This window comes from Mesorhizobium sp. P2_C7 (assembly GCF_056404515.1).
In genome coordinates this window covers 79888-100179 of record NZ_JBFUDW010000020.1, presented here as the reverse complement: position 1 = coordinate 100179, position 20292 = coordinate 79888, and the positions used below count along the sequence as shown (strand labels likewise).

General features: G+C 63.8%; 19 protein-coding genes. 6 read left to right on the top strand and 13 right to left on the bottom strand.

The genetic code is table 11. The annotated features are described in order from the left end of the window. Nucleotides 1-132: 132 nt before the first annotated feature. Nucleotides 133-1809, bottom strand: a complete 1677-nt coding sequence (gene leuA / locus AC1D2G_RS31245; protein WP_167392405.1) for a 2-isopropylmalate synthase — start codon at nt 1807-1809, stop codon at nt 133-135. Between the two features lie 516 nt (nt 1810-2325). Between leuA and AC1D2G_RS31240 the strand changes: the two genes are divergently transcribed. Together AC1D2G_RS31240 and AC1D2G_RS31235 are read left to right on the top strand one after the other, a co-directional pair. Further along, complete coding sequence (locus AC1D2G_RS31240) at nt 2326-3492, top strand: ATP-grasp domain-containing protein (RefSeq protein ID WP_477418861.1); 1167 nt, start codon at nt 2326-2328, stop codon at nt 3490-3492. A gap of 4 nt (nt 3493-3496) precedes the next feature. Then, nucleotides 3497-4273 (top strand): esterase family protein, encoded by a 777-nt coding sequence (locus AC1D2G_RS31235; protein WP_095090797.1) that lies wholly within the window; start codon nt 3497-3499, stop codon nt 4271-4273. A 123-nt stretch (nt 4274-4396) separates the two neighbouring features. Here the strand turns inward: AC1D2G_RS31235 and AC1D2G_RS31230 are convergent, their stop codons facing one another. The 4 genes from AC1D2G_RS31230 to AC1D2G_RS31215 form a co-directional block, all read right to left on the bottom strand. After that, on the bottom strand, nt 4397-5482 hold the full coding sequence (locus AC1D2G_RS31230) for an AbrB family transcriptional regulator (protein WP_477418859.1): 1086 nt from the start codon (nt 5480-5482) through the stop codon (nt 4397-4399). Between the two features lie 70 nt (nt 5483-5552). Further along, nucleotides 5553-5867: a putative quinol monooxygenase gene (locus tag AC1D2G_RS31225; protein ID WP_184874721.1), complete on the bottom strand. Its 315-nt coding sequence runs from the start codon at nt 5865-5867 to the stop codon at nt 5553-5555. A gap of 62 nt (nt 5868-5929) precedes the next feature. Then, complete coding sequence (locus AC1D2G_RS31220) at nt 5930-6712, bottom strand: SDR family NAD(P)-dependent oxidoreductase (RefSeq protein WP_477418857.1); 783 nt, start codon at nt 6710-6712, stop codon at nt 5930-5932. 61 nt (nt 6713-6773) lie between these two features. Then, nucleotides 6774-7211, bottom strand: coding sequence for a DsrE family protein (locus AC1D2G_RS31215; RefSeq protein ID WP_477418855.1), 438 nt, complete (start codon nt 7209-7211; stop codon nt 6774-6776). A 102-nt stretch (nt 7212-7313) separates the two neighbouring features. Here AC1D2G_RS31215 and AC1D2G_RS31210 point away from each other — a divergent pair, with 102 nt between their 5' ends. Continuing rightward, nucleotides 7314-8405, top strand: coding sequence for a hypothetical protein (locus AC1D2G_RS31210; RefSeq protein ID WP_477418853.1), 1092 nt, complete (start codon nt 7314-7316; stop codon nt 8403-8405). Between the two features lie 7 nt (nt 8406-8412). Here AC1D2G_RS31210 and AC1D2G_RS31205 read toward each other — a convergent pair whose 3' ends face one another. Both AC1D2G_RS31205 and AC1D2G_RS31200 read right to left on the bottom strand, forming a co-directional pair. Further along, the gene (locus AC1D2G_RS31205; RefSeq protein WP_095090802.1) at nt 8413-9360 is read right to left on the bottom strand and encodes a cation diffusion facilitator family transporter; all 948 of its coding nucleotides are present in this window, start codon (nt 9358-9360) and stop codon (nt 8413-8415) included. A 5-nt stretch (nt 9361-9365) separates the two neighbouring features. Continuing rightward, nucleotides 9366-11555, bottom strand: a complete 2190-nt coding sequence (locus AC1D2G_RS31200) for an anthranilate synthase (RefSeq protein WP_477418851.1) — start codon at nt 11553-11555, stop codon at nt 9366-9368. 319 nt (nt 11556-11874) lie between these two features. Between AC1D2G_RS31200 and AC1D2G_RS31195 the strand changes: the two genes are divergently transcribed. Next, nucleotides 11875-12645, top strand: a complete 771-nt coding sequence (locus tag AC1D2G_RS31195) for an isocitrate lyase/PEP mutase family protein (protein ID WP_477228251.1) — start codon at nt 11875-11877, stop codon at nt 12643-12645. Between the two features lies 1 nt (nt 12646). Here the strand turns inward: AC1D2G_RS31195 and AC1D2G_RS31190 are convergent, their stop codons facing one another. From AC1D2G_RS31190 to AC1D2G_RS31175, 4 genes are all read right to left on the bottom strand, one after another. Then, nucleotides 12647-13702: a M14 family metallopeptidase gene (locus AC1D2G_RS31190; RefSeq protein WP_477418849.1), complete on the bottom strand. Its 1056-nt coding sequence runs from the start codon at nt 13700-13702 to the stop codon at nt 12647-12649. A gap of 89 nt (nt 13703-13791) precedes the next feature. Next, the gene (locus AC1D2G_RS31185) at nt 13792-14970 is read right to left on the bottom strand and encodes an MFS transporter (RefSeq protein ID WP_477418847.1); all 1179 of its coding nucleotides are present in this window, start codon (nt 14968-14970) and stop codon (nt 13792-13794) included. A gap of 120 nt (nt 14971-15090) precedes the next feature. Beyond that, nucleotides 15091-16467, bottom strand: a complete 1377-nt coding sequence (locus AC1D2G_RS31180) for an FAD-containing oxidoreductase (protein ID WP_477418845.1) — start codon at nt 16465-16467, stop codon at nt 15091-15093. Then, nucleotides 16464-16925 (bottom strand): DUF4126 domain-containing protein, encoded by a 462-nt coding sequence (locus AC1D2G_RS31175; RefSeq protein ID WP_095090807.1) that lies wholly within the window; start codon nt 16923-16925, stop codon nt 16464-16466. The genes AC1D2G_RS31180 and AC1D2G_RS31175 overlap by 4 nt, the downstream gene beginning before the upstream one ends. 184 nt (nt 16926-17109) lie before the next feature. Between AC1D2G_RS31175 and AC1D2G_RS31170 the strand changes: the two genes are divergently transcribed. Further along, a complete protein-coding gene (locus tag AC1D2G_RS31170; RefSeq protein ID WP_477418843.1) occupies nt 17110-17673 on the top strand; it encodes a sugar O-acetyltransferase in 564 nt (187 codons plus the stop codon). 173 nt (nt 17674-17846) lie between these two features. Here the strand turns inward: AC1D2G_RS31170 and AC1D2G_RS31165 are convergent, their stop codons facing one another. Then, on the bottom strand, nt 17847-19199 hold the full coding sequence (locus AC1D2G_RS31165; RefSeq protein WP_477418841.1) for an ATP-binding protein: 1353 nt from the start codon (nt 19197-19199) through the stop codon (nt 17847-17849). Continuing rightward, nucleotides 19196-19855 (bottom strand): response regulator, encoded by a 660-nt coding sequence (locus tag AC1D2G_RS31160; RefSeq protein ID WP_477228244.1) that lies wholly within the window; start codon nt 19853-19855, stop codon nt 19196-19198. Before AC1D2G_RS31160 ends, AC1D2G_RS31165 begins: the two co-directional genes overlap by 4 nt. A gap of 166 nt (nt 19856-20021) precedes the next feature. Between AC1D2G_RS31160 and AC1D2G_RS31155 the strand changes: the two genes are divergently transcribed. After that, nucleotides 20022-20288: a PepSY domain-containing protein gene (locus AC1D2G_RS31155; protein WP_095091693.1), complete on the top strand. Its 267-nt coding sequence runs from the start codon at nt 20022-20024 to the stop codon at nt 20286-20288. Nucleotides 20289-20292 lie beyond the last annotated feature (4 nt).

Genomic DNA, 20292 nt, shown 5'->3' with positions numbered 1-20292 from the left:
GCACCGCCACACAAGTATTCACCCATTATGCGATCACGTACCCCACCGGATAATTCTTCGGTGGTTAATGATACGAAAGATCGGAACCGATCACCGAATGGGGAGGGTTCCGATCTTCGTTCTGGTCGTGCGTCAACCGGCCTTTTTGACGACGATGCGGTTCGCCGCCGACATCACCGCTTCCAGCGAGGCGGCGACGATGTTGGTGTTGATGCCGGCGCCGAACAGCTTGCCATCAGGATGTTCCATCTCGACATAGGAGATGGCCGAGGCATTCGAGCCGCGCTGCATCGAGTGCTCGGAATAATCGAGCACCGACATCTCGATGCCGAGATGACGCGACAACGCATCGACGAAGCCGTCGATCGGGCCGGTGCCGGTGCCGGTAATCGTCACCTCCTTGCCGTTGTCGACGATGACCGCCTCGACGACGCGCCGGCCCTTGGTCTCGGTGCTGGGATAGGTGTGGTGGTCGAGGAATTTCAGCCGCGCGCGCGGCTGGTCGACATAGGTCTCCAGAAAGCGCTCGTAGATGCGCCTGACCGGCACTTCCTTGCCCTCGGCATCGGTGATCGCCTGGATTTCCTGGCTGAACTCGATCTGCAAATTGCGTGGCAGGTTGAGGCCGTGGTCGGCCTGCAGCACATAGGCGATGCCGCCTTTGCCAGACTGCGAGTTGATACGGATGATCGCTTCGTAGCTGCGGCCGACATCGGCCGGATCGATCGGCAGATAGGGCACTTCCCACAGGCTCGTGTTGGCCTTCTTCAGCGCCTTCATGCCCTTGTTGATGGCATCCTGGTGCGAGCCGGAAAAGGCAGTGTAGACGAGCTCGCCGACATAGGGATGGCGCTCGGGGATCTTCAACTGGTTCGAATATTCGTAGACATCCTTCATCCGGTTGATGTCGGAGCAGTCGATCCCCGGATCGACGCCTTGCGTGTACATGTTGAGCGCCAGCGTGACGATGTCGACATTGCCGGTGCGCTCGCCATTGCCGAACAGCGTGCCTTCGACGCGGTCGGCGCCGGCCATCAGGCCGAGCTCGGTGGTGGCGATGCCGGTGCCGCGGTCATTGTGGGGATGCAGCGAGACCAGCAGGTTCTCGCGGTTGTCGAGGTTGCGGCACATCCATTCGATGCGGTCAGCGTAGATGTTGGGAGTCGACATCTCGACCGTCGACGGCAGGTTGATGATCAGCTTGTTGTCGGGTGTCGGCCTGACGATCTCGGTGACGGCGTTGCAGATCTCCAGCGCCACTTCGAGTTCGGTGCCGGTAAAGCTCTCCGGCGAATATTCGAAGCGGTAGCCGCCGCCGGCCTTGGCCGCCATGTCGGTGATCATCTTGGCGGCGTCGGTGGCGATGCGCTTGATGCCGCCGACGTCCTTTTCGAAGACGACGCGACGCTGCAACTCGCTGGTCGAGTTGTAGAAATGGACGATCGGGTTGGTGGCGCCCTTGAGCGCCTCGAAGGTGCGGGTGATCAGTTCCGGCCGGCACTGCACGAGCACCTGCAGCGAGACATCGGCAGGTACGTTGCCTTCCTCGATGCACCAGCGGGCGAAGTCGAAGTCGGTCTGCGAGGCCGACGGGAAGCCGATCTCGATCTCCTTGAAGCCCATGTCGAGCAGCAGGCCGAACATGCGCGCCTTGCGCTCATGGCCCATCGGATCGATCAGCGCCTGATTGCCGTCGCGCAGGTCGACCGAGCACCAGATCGGCGCCTTGTCGATGACCTTCGAGGGCCAGGTGCGGTCGGTGAGGCCTACTGTGGGGTAGGGTTGATATTTGCGCGCTGCGTCCGGCATGCCCCGGGCCGCCTCGGGCGTGTCCTTTGCCGCATCCTTGCCGGCTACCGCGGCATCGGGGCGGATTTCTTCTCGTGCGTTCATCGTCGTTTCTCCCGGCGGCTCACGGATCCACCCTCAGATGGATTGATGGCGAGCGGCGCCTTTACCAGATTTTCGTTCGCTTGATGTGACGTGCCAATTTTGTGACTGGCCAAGGAGCATGCGCTTGCGCGGCGGTTCGACCGCCGGGCGCTCCTTCAGCGAACCCGGCGATCGCCGATAAGGCCGAGAAGAAGCAGGGTCGAAGCCAGTGCACGCACGGTCTCGCCGGAAAAACCGGTCGGACGGGAAGCGTTGGTGGCGCGCGTGTTCATGGCGGTTCTCATACAGGAGCGGCTTGTGGGAGGCAAGTGGGGCCGCATGGCGGGCCGAGCTTGTGTTGGAAATCATCCCTAACATGTGCGCTCTTCCCCACGCGCTGCAAATGCGCCAGACTTGGCCTTGTCGGGGTCACTATCGGCAGGGGGGTCATCCATGAATTTCGTGTTCTTCTCGCCGCATTTTCCCGTCAATGGCGCGGATTTCTGCGACCGGTTGAAGAAGGCCGGGGCCAGAGTGCTTGGTATCGGCGACGCACCCTATGAGGCGCTCGACGGCAAGCTGAAGGCGGCGCTCAGCGAATATTACCGTGTTGCGGACATGGAGGACTACGATCCGGTGTTCCGGGCGATGGGGCATTTCATCCACAAATGGGGCCGTATCGACCGTTTTGAATCGCTCAACGAACACTGGCTGGAGCTGGAAGCCAACATCCGCACCGACTTCAACATCTACGGCACCAAGCTCGATTTCGTGAAGAATTTGAAGCGCAAGAGCCGCATGCGCGCCTTCTTCCGCAAGAGCGGGGTCGACACCATCGCGCAACGCAAATGCTCCGACCGGGCCGGCGCCATGACCTTCATCCGCCGCGTCGGCTATCCGGTGGTGGTCAAGCCCGACAGCGGCTCGGGCGCCTCGAACACCTTCAAGATCTCCAACACTGGCGAGCTCGACCAGTTCTTCAGGGACAAGCCCGAGGATGTGACCTTCGTCATGGAGCAGTTCATCGAGGGGCTGGTGGTGACTTTCGACGGGCTGGTCAACCGCGATGGCGAGGTGGTGCTGGCCGCCAGCCACCGGTACGACCAGAGCGTCATGGAGGTGGTCAACAAGGATCGCCACATGAGCTACACCTGTTTTCCGCGGATCAGCCCGGCAGTCGAGGAGGCCGGCCGCAAGATCCTGAAGGCTTTCGACGTGCGCGAGCGCTTCTTCCACATCGAGCTGTTCGAGACCAAGGACGACCGCGTCATCGCGCTGGAGGTCAACATGCGTCCGCCCGGCGCCTGGATGACCGATGCGATCAACTACACCTTCGACATCGACGTCTACGCGGCGTGGGCCGACATGGTGGTCAAAGATGCCGCCGGCGGCCCCTATGAGGGCAAGTATTTCACCGCCTATGCCAGCCGCAAGCGGCACCTCAGCTATTTGCACAGCCATAAGGACGTGCTAGCCGCCCATCGCGACAAGATCGTCCACCATCAAGCCATCGAAGAGGTTTTCAGCCGCGCCATGGGGAATTACGCCTACCAGATGCGCTCGAAGGACGAAGCGGCGCTGCGCGAAGCGGTCGCCTACATCCACGCGGAAAAGGCGTGAGGCGATGGACGTTTCCTATCACAAGACTTTCGCCCGCAATCTCGGCCGCGACATGGAATACAAGCGCTACGGCCATGCCGGCCGGCCGGTGGTGGTGTTCCCGACATCGCAAGGGCGGTTCTACCAGTTCGAGGATTCCGGCGGGGTCGGCGCACTTGCCGAGTTCATCGACACCGGCCGCATCCAGCTGTTCACGGTCGACGGCATCGATTCGGAATCCTTCTTCGACAAGCATGCCGACGCCGCACACCGCATCGGCCGGCACGAAGCCTATTTCCGCTATGTGCGCGAGGAGGCGCTGCCGGAATTCCTGTCCACGGCCGCGCAGGCCAATGGCGGGCGCAAGCTGAAGCCGCTGTTCACAGGCTGTTCGATGGGCGGCTACCATTCGTCGAACTTCGTCTTCCGCTTTCCCGAACTCGCCAGCGGCGTCATCTCGCTGTCGGGCGTCTATTCGGCCCGCGACTTCTTCGGCAAGGCGCTTGAAGGCGACATCTTCTACAACTCGCCGCTGGACTATCTGCCCGGCATTGTCGATCCCAAACTGCTTGCCCGCCTGAAGGCGCTCAGGCTGATCTTCTGCTGCGGACAGGGCGCCTGGGAGGAACGGATGCTGGTCGAGACGCGCAAGCTGGAACAGATCCTGCGCGACAGGTCCATTCCCGCCTGGGTCGACTATTGGGGCGGCGATGTCAGCCATGACTGGCCGTGGTGGCACAAGCAACTGGTCTATTTCTTCGGCCGCTGGCTGGACGAGGACCTGATGCACAGGCTGGATTAGGGCGCATTGATATTCGGGTGATGCCGGCCTGGAAACGTCGGTGGGCCGTTGCACGGCAGCACCGCTGACGGGCTTCGACCCTGGCTGTGAAATCGCAACCTGGTTGTGATTTCAGAACGTTGGCTACCCCCTGACGCTTCTCGCCACCAGCCGCGCCACGCTCGGGCCGACCAGCAGCACGACCAGGAAGCGTGCCGATTGCAGCGCCATGACGAAGGAGATGTCGACGTTCTGCGCGGCGGCGGCAATGATGGCGATGCTGTCCATGCCGCCTGGGCTGGTCGCCAGGTAGGCGGTCAAAGGGTCGATGCCCAAGAGATGGCTGATCATGAAGGCAAGGCCGCCGCAAAAGGCGATCAACGCCACGATCGAGGCGATGATCTGCGGCAAGGCACGCGTCGCGTGGCGCAGGATCGGCCGGGTGAAGTTCAAGCCGATCGACCAGCCGACCATCGCATAGCTGACCGCCAGCAGCCATTGCGGCAATTGCATCTCCATGCCAAGGCCAAGATGGATGACGGTACCAAAGATGAAGGTGCCGAGAAAGAAGGGCGAAGGCAGCCGGCAAAGCTTTCCCGCCAGGCCGCCGACAACCGCGATGCCGATGGTGGCAGCTAAGGCTTGCGGATTGATCGGCGGAAACCAGATGATGGGCGGGATTTCGACCCCCGACGTGTCGACCCACATCTTTGCAACGAGAGCCGCCGTCATCGAGACGAAGATGACGCGCAGATATTGCATGAAGGCGACGAGCCGCTGGTCGGCGCCGAAGGCACCGGCCATCAGCACCATGGCGGTGGCGGCCCCTGGCGAGGAGCCCCAGACGGCGGTGGTGCCGGGCAGGATGCGCCAGCGGCTGATCAGCCAGCCGAGCAGGCTGGAGGCCGTGACTGTGGCCACCACGACGCCGAGAAACAGCGGCCACTCCCGATAGAAGACCGGAAAGATGTCAGCCGAGATCGAACTGGCGACGAGGCAGCCGACAATCGCCTGGGCGGCGCCGAACATAAGACGCGGCACGCGCACCGTGGCGCCATTGGTGCCGGCGACAATGGCCGCCAGCATCGGTCCGATCAGCAGGGCGGCCGGCAGGGCGGCGAGCTCCAGCGCGCCGGCAAACAGGGCGGAGACGGTCAGGATCGCCAGCCATTGCCAAGCCTTGCGCATCCGCGCCATGCGCTCGACAACGGGCTGGTCCGGGGAATCCATGTCTTGGTCTTAGACTCGAAGCCGGGCGATGCGAACCCCGCTGCGCCGAAAAAGGATGCCTCGCGTGAGCTTAGGCTTTTTTGCCGTCGGCCAGGCCAAAGCCGCCGACAGGGTGCGTTTCGACCTGGAATTCAAAGCCGGCGATGAACGGCCGCGCCTTGGCGATCGCCGCCTGGACTTCCGGAAGCTGCAGCGAGGCTTTGTGGCTTTCGGCGTCGGTCCACACTTCGGTGACCCAGATCGCATCGGCATCCGCAGGGTCGCGGGCAATGATGTAGCTCAGGCAACCCGGCAGGGCGCCGGTGCTGGTACTGGCGCGCAGGACCTCCATGACCGCGTCGCGCTGGCCGCGCGATGCCCGCATCTTGCCGATCAGTCCATACATTCCTTTGTCTCCCTTCGAGGTTTTCGACAAGATATGCAGATCGTCAGTATGCAGATAGCCGGTCAAGGCATCAACTGGCCGCCATTCACCTCGATCACCTGGCCGGTGATGTAGCCGCTCAGAAGGTCGGAAGAGAGGAACAGGTAGGCGCCGACGCAGTCTTCCGCAGTGCCGGCGCGCCCCTGTGGAATGGTGGCGACCATGCCCTTTATCTGCTCGTCGGTCGAATAGCGTTCGTGGAACGGCGTGAGAATGGTGCCGGGCGCCACTGCGTTGACGCGGACGCCGAAGCCGATCAGTTCCTTGGCCATGCCGCGCGTCACGTTGGAGACGAAGGCCTTGGCCGAACCGTAGAGGCCGGCGCCGCCGCCGGCGCCGTTGCGCGCGGCGATCGACGAGGTGTTGACGATGAAGCCGCCCTGTTTCTTCAGCCACGGGATCGCCTTGCGCGAGGCGGTCAGCACGGAACGCGCATTGAGGTCCATCACCGCGTCGTAGTGCGCCTCGGTCTGCTCGGCATAGGGCACGCGGCCGAGCATGCCGCCGGCATTGTTGACCAGCCCGTCGAGGCGGCCGAAATGCTGCGCGCTGTCCTCGACGACGCGTTCGACATCGGCGGGAACCGAGAAATCGCCCTGGACGAGGAACACCTCGCCGCCCTTGTCGGCAATGGTCTTGGCCATAGCCTCGGCGGCGTCGCGGCTCGAATTGTAGTGCAGTGCTACGCGGCATTTCTGTGCGGCGTAGGCCGACGCCAGGGCCGCGCCTATGCCGGTCGATGCGCCGGTAACCAGTACCGCCTTGCCGGCGAGATCGGGAATGCTGAGTGTGGTGGTGGCTGGCACGCGTGTCCTCCGGGGTTTCTGCCGGTCCTTCGTAGGCCTTTGGTGCCCAGATGTTCAAGCCTCACGGGCGCAGATAGACGTAGCCCTGCCCCTGCAATTCCGCGAGTTTGACGACGCCGCCCTTGTCGGCGGCGTGGAAACCGTCGAGCAGGTCGGTCAATGAAATATCCATGCCTTGCATGGTGTTGGCGCAGGCGTGCGGATCGAGCCCCTGCTGCACCAGACCGGCGAAGCGGCCGGAAATCGCGGCCGATATGCCTTTGGACTTGAAGGCGGCAAGGGCTGGGCCATGCACGACCAGCACGATGTCGACATTGCCGCTGGTGCCGTCATAGTGGTTCTTGATGTTGCCGAGAACGAAATTGACCTTGTCGAGATCGCTGAGATGATAGGCGACCTTCTGCCGGGCGGGCTCCATGGCAGCTGCCTGCACCATCCGCAGGCCAAGAAACGTTCCGGTTCCGGCAAGAACCGCGCGGAACATATCGCGCCGGCGCATCGCATTCTCCTCCGCTTGACGGCTCACCGCAAAATGCATGGCTGCGGCCGCAATACTAGCATAAATTGACGTGACGTCCTGTAGATGCGGAGGAGGGGTCACATGACGCTGTGTAAGGTATTGGCGGGCGGCGCTTGGGGTGTCGCGCTGCTCGGCCTGCTTGCCGGCTCTGCCTTGGCCGATGACGCACTCAAGCTCACCGAACTCAGCCCCAACGGTGCCGACGCCTGTTTCGGCCGCGTCTATGACGCAGCACATCTCAAGGCGCATCCGAAGCAGAAGGTGGCGCGAATCTTCTTCTACTATGGCCATGATCCGGTCAGCCGGCCGAATGAAGAGCCGGCCGCGAATTCTGACTCATCGTACAATGCCTTCGTTGCCACCACCGTGCGCGGCGCCAAGGCGCCTGAATGGGCCGGCGGCTGGTGCAATCACGAGTCCGAGGACGGCAAATCAGGCCCGATCCATTGCGGCATGGACTGCGACCGGACGCTCGCATCGCTGAAAGTCGATGACAAAGGAAGCCTGATCCTCACCGACGTGCAACCCGATGTTTATCTGGATGCCGGGTCGGAAGAGGAACTGGGTGCAGCGGAATACGACAGGCAGGCGCTGGGCAAGGAGGATGACAATTTCCGCCTCGACCCGATGCCGGCCGCGACCTGCAAGGCGGAATTCGCGCGCATCGATCCGATCGACCCGGCGCTCGGGGCCCCGCTGCGCGAACGGCTGAAGCCGGACCAGGCCTTCTGCTATGGGCGCGACTATGACGCGTCGCACCTTGCCTCGCACCCCGATCAGCTGACGCAGTCGATCCGGGTTTTCCGCGGCTCGGTGGAGCTGGCGTCTTTTGCTTCAGGGGGCGACGCAGCCCTCTGGCCCGATGGCGCCGACATTGCCGTCACCGTCACCACGCGGCAGAAATCGGCCAAGGTCACGCAGACCTATTCCTGCCAGGGCGAGGCCGACCAGTGGCGCTGCGCGGCAAGTTCGAAGATGAGCGATTTTTCCTGCGACATCGCGCAGAAGGAGATCTTCCTCAAGCGCGGCGTCAACGGCACCATGATGCTGGCCAATCCCAACAGCAGCCTGGCGATCGTCGATCTGTGTTCGAAGGCCGCCGACGGCAAGACGAAATCCGACGACAAGGTCTACCGGCTGCAACCGATGCCGCAATCGGCCTGCGCGCCGTGAGCTGACCTCAAGCGAACGGCACGGCAGTCGTGCCCTTCGGCAACTTGGCTTCGTCGTCGGGCTCGACATGGATGGTGACGCGCACCGAGGGGATTTCGGCCTTCAGCGCGTCCTCGATACGGTCGCAGATGACATGGCTGGCGCCGACCGACATGTCGGCATCGACGACCAGATGGAACTCGATGAAAGTGGCGCGGCCGGCGATGCGCGTCTTCAGGTCATGCACCTCCAGCGCGCCCTTGCAGTTGGCCGAGATGACGTCGCGGATGCGCATATGCGCCTGCGTGTCGACGGCGCGGTCCATCAGGCCGTTCATCGACGAGCCGATGACGTGCCAGCCCTGCCACAGGATGTTCAGCGCGACGATGACGGCCAGTGCCGGGTCGAGGATGTGCCAGCCGGTGAGGATTGCCCCGACCAGGCCGCCGAAGACGCCGATCGAGGTCACCACATCGGTCATGATGTGATTGCCGTCGGCGACCAGCGCCGGCGATTTCTCGGCCCTGCCGGCGCGGATCAGCGTCCAGGCCCAGAAGGCATTGATCACCGTCGCGATGCCGTTGACCGCCAGCCCGTTCCAGGGCTTTTCGATGGGCGCTGGCACCTGCCAGGCTCGCCAGACCTCGTTCAGGATCAAAAGCGCGGCGAGAACGATCAGCACGCCTTCGAGCACAGCCGAGAAATACTCGGCCTTGTGGTGGCCGAAGGGATGGTCTTGGTCGGCAGGCTTGTAGCTGACCTGGATCGCCCAGAAGGCGGCCATCGAGGCGATGACGTTGACGATCGATTCCAGCGCGTCCGAGTAGAGCGCCACCGAGCCGGTGATGTACCAGGCGACGAGCTTCAGACCGAGCACGACTGCGGCAATGATGATCGACCAGAACGCAAGGTTGGCGACCTTGCGCTTCGCCGCGGCTTTGGCCGCGATCGCCATCGTGTTCTCGGTTTCGGCCATGGTCGTCAGGCGGCCTTTTCCTTGGCCTTGCGCGGCAGGTGGGCAACGATGTTCTCGATGATCCGCATGCCGGCATTGTGGCCGAGCGTCATGATCGATTCCGGGTGGAACTGCACCGCGGCGATTGGTTCCTTGCGATGTTCGAAGGCCATGATGACGCCGTCCTCGGTCTCGGCCGTGACGATGAAGTCATCGGGCAGGCGCACCGGATCGGCGAAGATCGAGTGATAGCGGCCGACGGTGACTTCCTTGGGCAGGCCGGAGAAGATGATGCCCGGCTTCGAGACGCGGATGCGCGACGGCTTGCCGTGCATCGGGACATGCAGTTGCCTGAGCTCGCCGCCATAGGCTTCGGCCAGTGCCTGCAGGCCAAGGCAGACGCCGAAAATCGGCAATTCGCGGGCGCGCGCCTTCTTGATGGTGGCGGCGCAGTCGAAATCCTTCGGCGTGCCGGGGCCGGGCGACAGCACGACGAGGTCGGGCTTCAGCCGGTCGAAGACTTCCTCCGGCACCGGCGTGCGTACGGTCGAGACGTTGGCGCCGGTCTGGCGGAAATAATTGGCCAGCGTGTGGACGAAGCTGTCCTCGTGGTCGACGAGCAGGATGTTGACGCCGTCGCCGACGCGGGCGGTGGTGCGTTCGGTGCTGGCGGAGTTGCCTGTCTTGGCGTCGCGGATGGCGGAGAGCATGGCGGATGCCTTCAGTTCGGTTTCGGCTTCTTCTTCCTCGGGAATGCTGTCGAAGAGCAATGTGGCACCGGCGCGGACCTCGGCAATGCCGTCCTTGATGCGGATGGTACGCAGGGTGAGGCCGGTGTTCATGTCGCCGTTGAAATTGACCATGCCGATCGCGCCGCCATACCAGGCGCGCGGGCTCTTCTCGTTCTGCTCGATGAAGCGCATGGCCCACAGTTTCGGCGCGCCGGTGACGGTGACCGCCCAGGCATGCGACAGGAAGGCGTCGAAGGCATCCATGCCTTCGCGCAGCCGTCCCTCGATGTGATCCACGGTGTGGATAAGGCGCGAATACATCTCGATCTGGCGGCGGCCGATGACGCGCACCGAGCCCGGCTCGCAGACCCGTGACTTGTCGTTGCGGTCGACGTCCGAGCACATGGTGAGTTCGGATTCGTCCTTCTTGGAGTTGAGCAGCTTCAGGATCTGCTCTGAGTCGGAAATGGCGTCGTCGCCGCGCTTGATGGTGCCCGAGATCGGGCAGGTCTCGACACGGCGGCCGTTGACACGCACGAACATTTCCGGGGAGGCGCCGATCAGATATTCGCCTTCGCCCAGATTGATGAAGAAGGAATAGGGCGAGGGGTTGATCGACTTCAGCTTGCGCGAAATCTCGGACGGCTGCGTCTCGCAGCGCTCGTAGAACATCTGGCCGGGCACGACCTCGAACAGATCGCCGCGCTTGAACGAATCCATGGCCTTGCGAACCAGATTGGCGTATTCGCCCGGTTCATGGTCACCGCGCGGCGGGATGCGGTCGGCGGTCTTGAACGGCTCGGCGATTTCATCGCGCGGCAGGCCTTCCGTCGAAAACCCATCGCCCGAATAGTCGTAGCGGTCAGTCCAGGCCTTGGCCGAGTAATGGTCGACGACCAGGATCTCGTCGGGCAGGAACAGGACGAGGTCGCGCTGGCTCTGCTTGCGCTCGAGCTTGTAGTCGACCGGGTCGAACTGGAAGGCGAGGTCGTAGCCGAAGGCGCCGTAGAGGCCGAGATTGGCGTCTTCCTCGGTCTTGAACAGAGCGGTGATGGCGCGCAGCACGGTGAACACCGAGGGGACGCGGCTGCGCTCCTCCTCGGTGAAGACACGGCCGGGTTTGGCGACGTCGAGGCGGATCAGTTTCTTCGAGTTCTCGGCGATGGTGACATCGGTCAGGCTGCCAAGCGTCTTGCCGATGACCGGCAACAGCGCCTCGCCACGACCGTTCAGCGCCTCGATGCGGACAGTGCGGCCACGCGCCGAAATGACAAGCGGCGGATCGATGATGGCGGTGTCCCAGCGCGTGTAGCGGCCGGGATATTCGTAATTCGAGGAAAACACCGCGCCGCGGCGAGCGTTCAGCCCGTCGACGTAGGCGTCGATGGCGCCCGCATAGGGCTGGTCGTGGCGCTCGCGGGTGATGGTGATGCCACCCGCGGTCACGAAACTTTCCGCCCCGTTTTCCAGAACCTTCATCGTCATTGCCGTCTCCATCAGCTTCTTGGGGCAACGGACCCGGGAATGGCTTGAAAAAACAAATGGCCGCCCGGACATTCCGTTGCGGCCACCCTCTATTTTCACGCGCACGCGTTCGAACAGGCCGCTGTCAGCAGGCCCACCACCAAATGGTCTTGGTCGAACGCATGTTCATGGCGAAATCCATAGCTGCGAAAAACCGGATGCGCAACAGGTTTGAAAATTCTGCTCGGTGGCCGCCGCTTCTGCGGCTCATGGCACATCGCCAGAGCCGGCGGTCCTGCTTAGGCTGGATGTCCAACCGCAGAAACATGGGAAAACAGCAATGACCGAGCAGATTGAGCGTGCGCGCGCATTCCATTCCCTCCACGCCAGGGGAAACCCGATCGTCCTCTACAATGCCTGGGACCCGGGCTCGGCCAAGATTGTCGAGAAAGCAGGGGCCAAGGCGATCGCCACGGGAAGCTGGCCGGTGGCGGCCGCGTTCGGGTATGCCGATGGCGAGAAGATCCCGCTGGAGCTGGCGCTCGACAACATCAGGCGCATCGTAGGGGCGGTCGACCTGCCGGTGACCATGGATCTCGAGGGCGGCTACGGCATTGAACCGGAAACCGTCGCCCGCACCGTGACGCGTGCCGTGCAGGCCGGCGCCATCGGCTTCAATTTCGAGGACCAGATCGTCGGCGGCACCGGCCTGCACGACATCGCGCTACAGGTGAAGCGGATCGAAGCCGCCGCCGCTGCGGTCAAGGCCTCGGGTATCCCGGCATTCCTCAACGCCCGAACCGACATCTTCCTCAAGGCCAAACCGGATACGCACGACAAGGCGCTGCTCGACCAGGCGATCGAACGAGCACACGCCTATGAAAGGGCCGGAGCGAACGGCTTCTTTGCGCCGGGCCTTGGCGATGAGAGCCTGATCGAGGCGCTCTGCAAGGCAATCGCGTTGCCGGTCAACATCATTGCGCTGGCGCATGTGCCGCCGCGCCAGCGGCTGGCGGAACTCGGCGTCGCCCGCATCAGCCACGGCCCGGTGCCTTACCGGCAGATGGCCGAATGGCTGGAGGCGAAGGCGCGGCTGGCTATTTCCGGCTAATTCAGTCCTCCAGTGTCCCCGACCTGGCGTCGGCGCTCTTGCTGTCGCCGACCAGCTTCAACAAGTCTTCGCCGGCGCGGATGATGCGGCGCGAGCGGCGGGTCAGGATGATGCCATCCTGCGGTGCGAAGACTTCGGTGCGGCCATCGGTTTCACCCGGTGCATGGACGATGGTGGCGAGGCGGGCGCCCTTGGCGACGCGGTCGCCGGGCTTCACGTCATAAAGCACGGCGCCCGCCCGGGGCGCCGGCATCATCTCGATATTTTCCAGCGGTGCGACGACACCGGTGAAAGGACCGGGTGCGGGCAGGGCGGTGTCGGAGATCACGCCGCGCGCCACCAGCAGCCGGTAGAGACCTTCGGCGTCGGCGGCGGCCAAGGTGCCGTCGACATCGAGGATGCCGCGATATTCGACCGTCGTGGCGACGCGGCGGTCGAGCTTGGCGACGTCATCGGGAACGTTCTGGTAGGGCATGATCGAGGCGCCCTCGAACGTACCGTCGGTGTCTTCGCTCCACAGCATCACCGCATCGACGCCCATGGCGGCGGCACAGTCGGCCATCGCCGGCCACAGGCTGGTATGGACATAGAGATAGGCGAGGCCCTCGTCATCGCAATGCAGGTCGAGCACAATGTCGTGGCCGAGCGAAAGCTGCACCAGCCGGGTCTTCAGCCGCTGGTCGACAGGGCCAAGCGTGACGTCGGGCAAGAGTGCTGCGTCGGGTGCGGCAAGCAGCGGAAAGCCGCGATTGAAGTTGGTGCGGGTGCCGAGATGGAACCGGCCCTGATGCTCGCCGAAATGATATTGGGCGCGGCCGATCGGGTTGGCCCAGGGCACGACAGTGATGTTGCCCTTGATGCGGCCTTCGGCCTCGGCCTTGGCCAGCATCGGCATCAGCGCGTCGATGGCGACGACGCCCGGCAACTCGCCGGCGTGGAGTGCCGCCTGCAGATAGGCTGACGGAGCGGCCTTGCCGGTTCCGGCAAACCGGAACAGCGGAAACTCGTAGGAAACACCTTCGCTTTCGCCGGCGATGCGCTCGATCGATTTCTGCATGACTTTCCTCCATCAAGAGCGACAAGACATGCCCATTTGAAGGTGCCGATGTCGATTGGTCCAGCCTGCCGCGCTATGGGCGCAAGCGGTTATTCCGCGGCAGCCTGAAGCGGGATGGCAGGTGCACGCCGATCCAGTGTCTGCGACAGCACCGCGACGATGACCGCCAGCAGCGCCAATGCCGCGCCGACCAGCGGCAGGTTGGCATAGGAAACGCCTGCGGAAAGGGCCACGCCGCCGATCCAGGCGCCGCTGGCATTGCCGACATTGAAGGCGCCCTGGTTCAGCGTGGCGGCAAGGTTCGGCCCTTCGGAGGCCGCCTCGACGACGCGGATCTGCAGCGGCGGCACGACGACGAAGATGAGCAGGCCCCACAGGAAAACGATGCCGATGGCAACGCCGGCTATGGCGCCGAACTGCATGAAGCCGACAAATAGCAGCGCCAGCAACAGCAGCGTGCCGATGACCGTCGGCATCAATTTCCAGTCGGCGAGCCGGCCGCCGATGATGTTGCCGATGGTCATGCCGGCGCCGAACAGCAGCAGCACCCAGGTGACGGCGGAAGTGGATAGGCCTGACACGTCGGTCAGATAGGGTTTTATGTAGGTGAAGACGGCAAACAGGCTGGCCGAGGCAAGGGCGGCGATCAGCATCGCCAGCCAGACCTGTAGCTTGCCCAGCACGCGCAATTCGCCGCGCAGGCCGCCACCGCTCGGTTCAGCGACGTCGGATGGTACCAGCCAGGCGATGCAAGCGACCGAGATCAGGCCGATGCCGACCACGGCGAGGAAGGTGGCGCGCCAGCCGAAGGCTTCGCCCAGGGCGGTGCCGGCGGGAACGCCAAGGATGTTGGCCAGCGTCAGCCCGGCGAACATCAGCGCGATGGCGCTGGCGCGCTTGTTGCGCGGCACAAGGCTCGCAGCAACGACCGAACCGATACCAAAGAAGGCGCCGTGGCCGAAGGCGGTGAAGACGCGCGCGGCCATCAGCATCCAGTAGTTGGGCGCGATGGCGCAGAACAGATTGCCAACGACAAACAGCGCAGCGAGCCCAACCAGCACCGGCTTGCGAGGCAAATGCGCGGTGCCCATCGCCACGATTGGGGCGCCGAAGACCACGCCCAGCGCATAGCCGGTGACCAGCAGGCCGGCCGAAGGGATGGACACGCCGAGGTCGGCGGCGACCTCCGGCAGCAGGCCCATGATGACGAATTCGGTGGTGCCGATGCAGAAGGACGCAATGGCAAGCGCAAGGATCGGCAACGGCATGAGGCGTCCAGACTGAATCGGTTCAAATTCAGATTGAACGCGTAGCCCTGTTCCGCGCAATATGCATTGCTGCAATGCAGCAATGCATAAAGTCCAGAGCTTGGCGCGAGTGTGAGTGTCTCACACCAGCGGCTTCAGCTCCTGGGCGATGGTTGGCAGCAGTTCCGAGACATTCGGGTGGATGTGCACCGCGCGCGCCAGCGTATCGACGGGCGCCTTGGCGTACATCAGGTCGAGCACGCAATGCACCGCCTCGTCGCCGCCGGGGCCAAGCACAGAACAGCCGAGGATCTCCCTGGTGTCGGCATCGACGAGGATCTTCATGAAACCCTGTGTCTCGCCCTTTTCGACCGCGCGTCCGACGCGGGTCATCGGCCGCTGGCCGACCAGCGCCCGGCGACCGGATTTCTTCACCGCGGCCTCGGTCATGCCGCAGCGGCCGAGCGGTGGGTCGATGTAGAGCGCATAGGCCTCGATGCGGTCGCTGACTTTGCGCGGATCATTGTCGAGCAGGTTGGCGGCGACGATCTCGTAGTCGTTGTAGGAGGTGTGGGTGAAGGCGCCCTTGCCGTTGCAGTCGCCCATCGCCCATATGCCGGGCACGCTGGTGCGCAGCTGGTCGTCGACGGTGACGAAGCCGCGCTTGTCGACCTCGACGCCGGCTCTGTCGAGGCCGAGATCGTCGGTGTTGGGCACGCGTCCCAGAGCCAGCAGCACATGCGAGCCGACCGCCGGCGGTTTGCCGGCGGAGAAGGTCACGGCAGTGTCGTTGCCTTGTTTGGCGAAGGCGATGTCGTCGGCACTGAGATGGACCGTAATGCCTTCGTTTTCGAGGATGGAAAGGATGGCGTCGGAAACATCCTCGTCCTCACGGCCGGTCAGCCTGGGAGACTTCTCGATCACCGTGACGTCGCTGCCGAAGCGGCGGAACATCTGCGCGAATTCGAGCGAGATGTAGCTGCCGCCGACGACGACGAGATGGCGCGGCAGCACGTCGAGATCCATCATCGAGGAGTTGGTCAGATAGTCGATATCGTAGATGCCGGGCAGGCCGGGCACCGAGGCGCGGCCGCCGGTGTTGAGGAAGATTTTTTCGGCGGTCAAAAGGTCGTCGCCGACGCGCACGGTGTTGGCGGATTCGAAACGCGCATGGCCGCGATAGAGCGTGCATTTGTCCATGCCGGCGATCCAGGTTTCGAGCCCGATGCGGGCGTCGTTCGACACCTTGTCCTTGCGCGCCTTGATCGCCTTGTAATCGACGCCGACGGGGCCGCTGAGCGTGACGCCATAGTCGGCGGCCCGCCGCGCCAGATGCGCGGCATAGGCGCTGGCGACCATGGTCTTGGTCGGCATGCAACCGGTGTTGACGCAGGTGCCGCCGACCAGCTTGCGCTCGATCAGCGCCACGCTCATGCCGGCGGCATTCAGCCGGCTGGCCAGCGACGGGCCGGCCTGTCCGGCGCCGATGATGATGGCGTCGAAGGTCTTTGCCGTCATGCCACCGCCGCCACGATCAGCAGGCCGCCGATGATCGCCACTGCGTCCTCGATGAAGGCGGCGGGCGGGTCCTTGCCGAAGGCGGCTGCCAGCCGGCCGCGCGCTTCGGCACCGCCCAGCGTGCCGATGACAGCGCCGATGGCGCCGGCGATCAGGCCGCCGATGGTGGAACCGCCGGTGGCGCCGATGACAGCGCCGGTAAACGCGCCCATGATGATGCGGGCGCCGAATTGCTGCGGCACTTTACGGCTCGGCGTCGAAGGCAACTGGTCGGTGACCAGTTCGACGATGGCCAGGATGGTGAAGATGCCGACAGCCGCCCAATGGCTCATGAAGCTGGCCCAGGTGGCGGCGACCGGCAGCCAGCCGAGATAAGCCCCCCAGGCGACGGCGGCCGGCGCGGTCATCGCGCGAAGGCCGGCAATGACGCCGATCAGAAGTGCGAGAATATACAGCATGATTGATCCCCTCATCGCCGGGCCAGGACAGCCCAGCAAGAGCAGGCTAGCATAGGCTTGGCCTTTGACCAGACATGACTTCGAAAAATCGGAATGGATTTTGCGCCCGGAATTGGCAGAAGCTGGCACTTCTCCGTCCGCGGCATTTGTGCTTTGGCGGGGATGCCAAAGGGAGGACACCGTCATGGCTGGAAGCGAGCGCGCCAAGATGGCGGCCGGCGAATGGTACACCTGCCTCGATGACGAACTGGAGGCCTTGCGCGTCATGGCGCGAGACGCGGTGTTCGAGCACAATTGCCTGCCGCCCCGGCAGCGCGGAAACCTCGGGCCGGGCTTGAAGGCATTGCTCGGCGGCGTGGGCGAGGGCGCCCGCATCGAGGCGCCGTTCCACTGCGCCTACGGCTTCAACATCTTTCTCGGCGATGCCGCCTTTCTCAACGCCGGCTGCACCATTCTCGACACGGCAAGCGTGCGCATCGGCAGGGGAACGCTGCTCGGCCCCAATGTGCAGATCTATTGCGCCGAGCACCACAAGGAGGCCGCCGGGCGGCAAGCGGGGCTGGAGATCGCGAGGCCTGTCGAGATCGGCGCCAATGCATGGATCGGCGGCAGCGCGATCATCCTTGGCGGAGTCAGCATCGGCGAGGGCGCCATCGTCGGCGCCGGCGCGGTGGTGACCCGCGACGTCGCCGCGAACACCACGGTTGTCGGCAATCCGGCGCGGGCGGTCAAGCGCGGCCGACGCTAGAGCGGTACACCGTTTCACGGAAACGCCGAACCGCTCTATCTCTTTGTTTTGACGCAATTCCCTAGGGAAAGCGCTACGCGCTTTTCCCGGGAAAACCGTTTCACACTTTTCCTGGAATTGCTCTAGGGCATGATGCCGAAAAGTGTGAAGCGGTTTTCGGACGACATCGTGCTCTATCTCTTCGAGTTCGGCTCTAAGCCTGGAAACCGGATCGTCGCTTCGAACCCGTCCTGCCGGCCGGATGCCGGGGAGTTCAGAACCAGCGTCGCATCGATCTGTTGCAGGATCCGGCTGACGATTGCCAACCCGAGGCCCGATCCCTCGGCGCGCGTTGCGCCGCGCTCGAACCGTTTGATCAGGCTGCCTGGGGCTGGAACCACCGGACCTTGGTTGATCACGCTAAGTCGGGCGTCTTCGTCGATCCGCACGACAACCTCTCCGCCTTCGGGACCATGCCGCAAGGCATTCTCGATAAGGTTGCGCAGGACGATGGCCAGCGCATCCGTGTCGATCGCGGCCAGCGCCTTGCCTTTCACCGGCGTTTCGAGGCGAAGGCGGCCCTTGTTTTCGCTGTGCTGTTCGAAGTCTTCGACCACCAGTGCCGCGACCGCGGCAAGGTCGGCAGGCTTGCCGGCGGCGGCCACTCCGGCGTCGGCGCGCGCCAGCTGCATCAACTTTTCGGACAGGCCGGCGAGATTGGACAGCGCTGCCTTGATCTGGCGTGGACGTTTTCTTGCCGCGTCGTCCGGAGCTTCCGCGATCAGCCGCTCCGTCTGTGCCAGTGCGCCGGCAATCGGCGTGCGCAATTCATGCGCGGCATTCGCGGTGAATTCTTTTTCCGCCTCAAGCGCCATGTGCAGGCGCCGCATCAGGCTGTTGACCGACTTGGCAATGGCGGCGAGTTCGGAAGGCAGTTCGGTGGTTCGGATCGCAGCGAGGTTGTCGCCGTGACGGGCGCTGATCTCGCCGCGCAATGTTGCAATCGGCCTCAGGAAACGCGCCAGGGTCAGCCACGCGACAAGTGCGCTCAACGGGATCAGGATGACCATCGGTATCAGGAAGCCGGTGGCGGCTTCGAAGGTTTCCTCGTTGCGCCGTGCATCGAGCTCGGCGACCTGGATGAAGATCGTGCCGCCAACCGCGGGCTCAGTGTAGATGCGCCATCCAGCGGCCTCCGAAAAGCCCTGCGCGAGTTCAGCCGTGAGCGGCTCCGCGGGAGCATTGTAGGAGTGCAGGAGAACACGGCCACTGCCGTCCCGCACCTGGAAGATGAGGCGACCGCCTATATCGTCCGAGACGGCCTCTGCCAGCCTGCGGGGCGATTGCGAAACCTCGCGCCCGAAAAGATCGTCGATGACCAGTGGCAGCAGCCGGCGGGCCGCTTCCTGCATCGAATTGTCCATGGCTTCGTTGATTTCACGATGCAGGGTGATGCTTCCGGTGCCCGCGGCGACCAGGCCGAAGGCGACCGTGACCAGGATCAGCGAGGCAACGAGGCGACCGGCAAGGCTGTCGAAGAACCTCATGGGAATGCCAGGCGGTAGCCCAGCCCCCTTACGGTCGTGAGGGCCTCGCGTCCGATCTTCTTGCGCAGGCGGCTGACATAGACTTCGACGGTGTTGCTTTCGATCTCCGCCCCGAAGGCATAGAGCGCATCCTCGATCTGGTTCTTGCCCACGGTCATGCCGGGCCGGCGCAAGAACTGCTCGAGCACCGCCCATTCGCGGGACGTCAGCATGGCCTCCCTGCCGTCCACGACAACCCGGCGGGCGGCTTGGTCGATTTCGACTGGCCCGAGCCGAACCAGGGGATTTGGGTTTCCCGCATAGCGCCGCGCGACCGCAGCGAGGCGCGCGGACAACTCGCCGAGATCGAACGGCTTGACCAGATAGTCGTCTGCCCCGGAATTCAGCCCCTCTATCCGGTCGGAGAGCTGGTCGCGCGCGGTCAGGATGATGACCGGCGTATCGGTGCCTTCGCGGCGCAGCGTCTTCAGGAATTCGAGCCCCCTGCCGTCCGGCAGATGGAGATCGAGCAGGACGAGTTCATAGGAGACGACATGAAGGTGATCGCCGGCATCGCCAAGCGTCGTGCTCCAGTCCACGGCATGACCGTCGGCAGCGATATGATCGCGCACCGCCTCGCCCAGCACGGGGTCGTCTTCGATCAGCAGAACGCGCACCTTGCCTCCGTGTTCAGCAACACGCCACCTCCATGCGGAACAAGGCTGACAGGAACCTGAACGAAAGCCAACTGCGGCTTTTGAGCGATACGATACGCGTTCAGGCTGCTGTCAGGTTTCGCGCTCAGGGTCCGCGACATCGGAATTGGCCGATGGAGAAAACAAGATGAAGACCTTGATCCTGACCGCGCTGGTGATGGCTGTTGCCGGACCGGCTTTCGCTGCCGACAAATGCGATGTGCCGACCGACCAGTGGCAACCACGCGAGGCGCTGCAAAAGAAACTTGAAAGCGAAGGCTGGAAGGTTCGGAGCATCAAGACCGAGAACGGCTGCTACGAAGCCAAGGCACTCGACGCTAACGGCAAGAAGCTGGAGGCCGTGTTCAATCCCAAGACGCTCGAGTCGGTCGGCGCCGATTCCGACGACGGTTGATCGC

Coding starts and splice junctions, on each gene's coding strand:
- AC1D2G_RS31195 (WP_477228251.1), top strand. CDS start 11,875: ATGACCGAGCAGATTGAGCGTGCGCGCGCATTCCATTCCCTCCACGCC.
- leuA (WP_167392405.1), bottom strand. CDS start 1,809: ATGCCGGACGCAGCGCGCAAATATCAACCCTACCCCACAGTAGGCCTC.
- AC1D2G_RS31205 (WP_095090802.1), bottom strand. CDS start 9,360: ATGGCCGAAACCGAGAACACGATGGCGATCGCGGCCAAAGCCGCGGCG.
- AC1D2G_RS31165 (WP_477418841.1), bottom strand. CDS start 19,199: ATGAGGTTCTTCGACAGCCTTGCCGGTCGCCTCGTTGCCTCGCTGATC.
- AC1D2G_RS31225 (WP_184874721.1), bottom strand. CDS start 5,867: ATGTATGGACTGATCGGCAAGATGCGGGCATCGCGCGGCCAGCGCGAC.
- AC1D2G_RS31215 (WP_477418855.1), bottom strand. CDS start 7,211: ATGCGCCGGCGCGATATGTTCCGCGCGGTTCTTGCCGGAACCGGAACG.
- AC1D2G_RS31170 (WP_477418843.1), top strand. CDS start 17,110: ATGGCTGGAAGCGAGCGCGCCAAGATGGCGGCCGGCGAATGGTACACC.
- AC1D2G_RS31190 (WP_477418849.1), bottom strand. CDS start 13,702: ATGCAGAAATCGATCGAGCGCATCGCCGGCGAAAGCGAAGGTGTTTCC.
- AC1D2G_RS31180 (WP_477418845.1), bottom strand. CDS start 16,467: ATGACGGCAAAGACCTTCGACGCCATCATCATCGGCGCCGGACAGGCC.
- AC1D2G_RS31200 (WP_477418851.1), bottom strand. CDS start 11,555: ATGACGATGAAGGTTCTGGAAAACGGGGCGGAAAGTTTCGTGACCGCG.
- AC1D2G_RS31185 (WP_477418847.1), bottom strand. CDS start 14,970: ATGCCGTTGCCGATCCTTGCGCTTGCCATTGCGTCCTTCTGCATCGGC.
- AC1D2G_RS31155 (WP_095091693.1), top strand. CDS start 20,022: ATGAAGACCTTGATCCTGACCGCGCTGGTGATGGCTGTTGCCGGACCG.
- AC1D2G_RS31235 (WP_095090797.1), top strand. CDS start 3,497: ATGGACGTTTCCTATCACAAGACTTTCGCCCGCAATCTCGGCCGCGAC.
- AC1D2G_RS31240 (WP_477418861.1), top strand. CDS start 2,326: ATGAATTTCGTGTTCTTCTCGCCGCATTTTCCCGTCAATGGCGCGGAT.
- AC1D2G_RS31210 (WP_477418853.1), top strand. CDS start 7,314: ATGACGCTGTGTAAGGTATTGGCGGGCGGCGCTTGGGGTGTCGCGCTG.
- AC1D2G_RS31230 (WP_477418859.1), bottom strand. CDS start 5,482: ATGGATTCCCCGGACCAGCCCGTTGTCGAGCGCATGGCGCGGATGCGC.
- AC1D2G_RS31175 (WP_095090807.1), bottom strand. CDS start 16,925: ATGCTGTATATTCTCGCACTTCTGATCGGCGTCATTGCCGGCCTTCGC.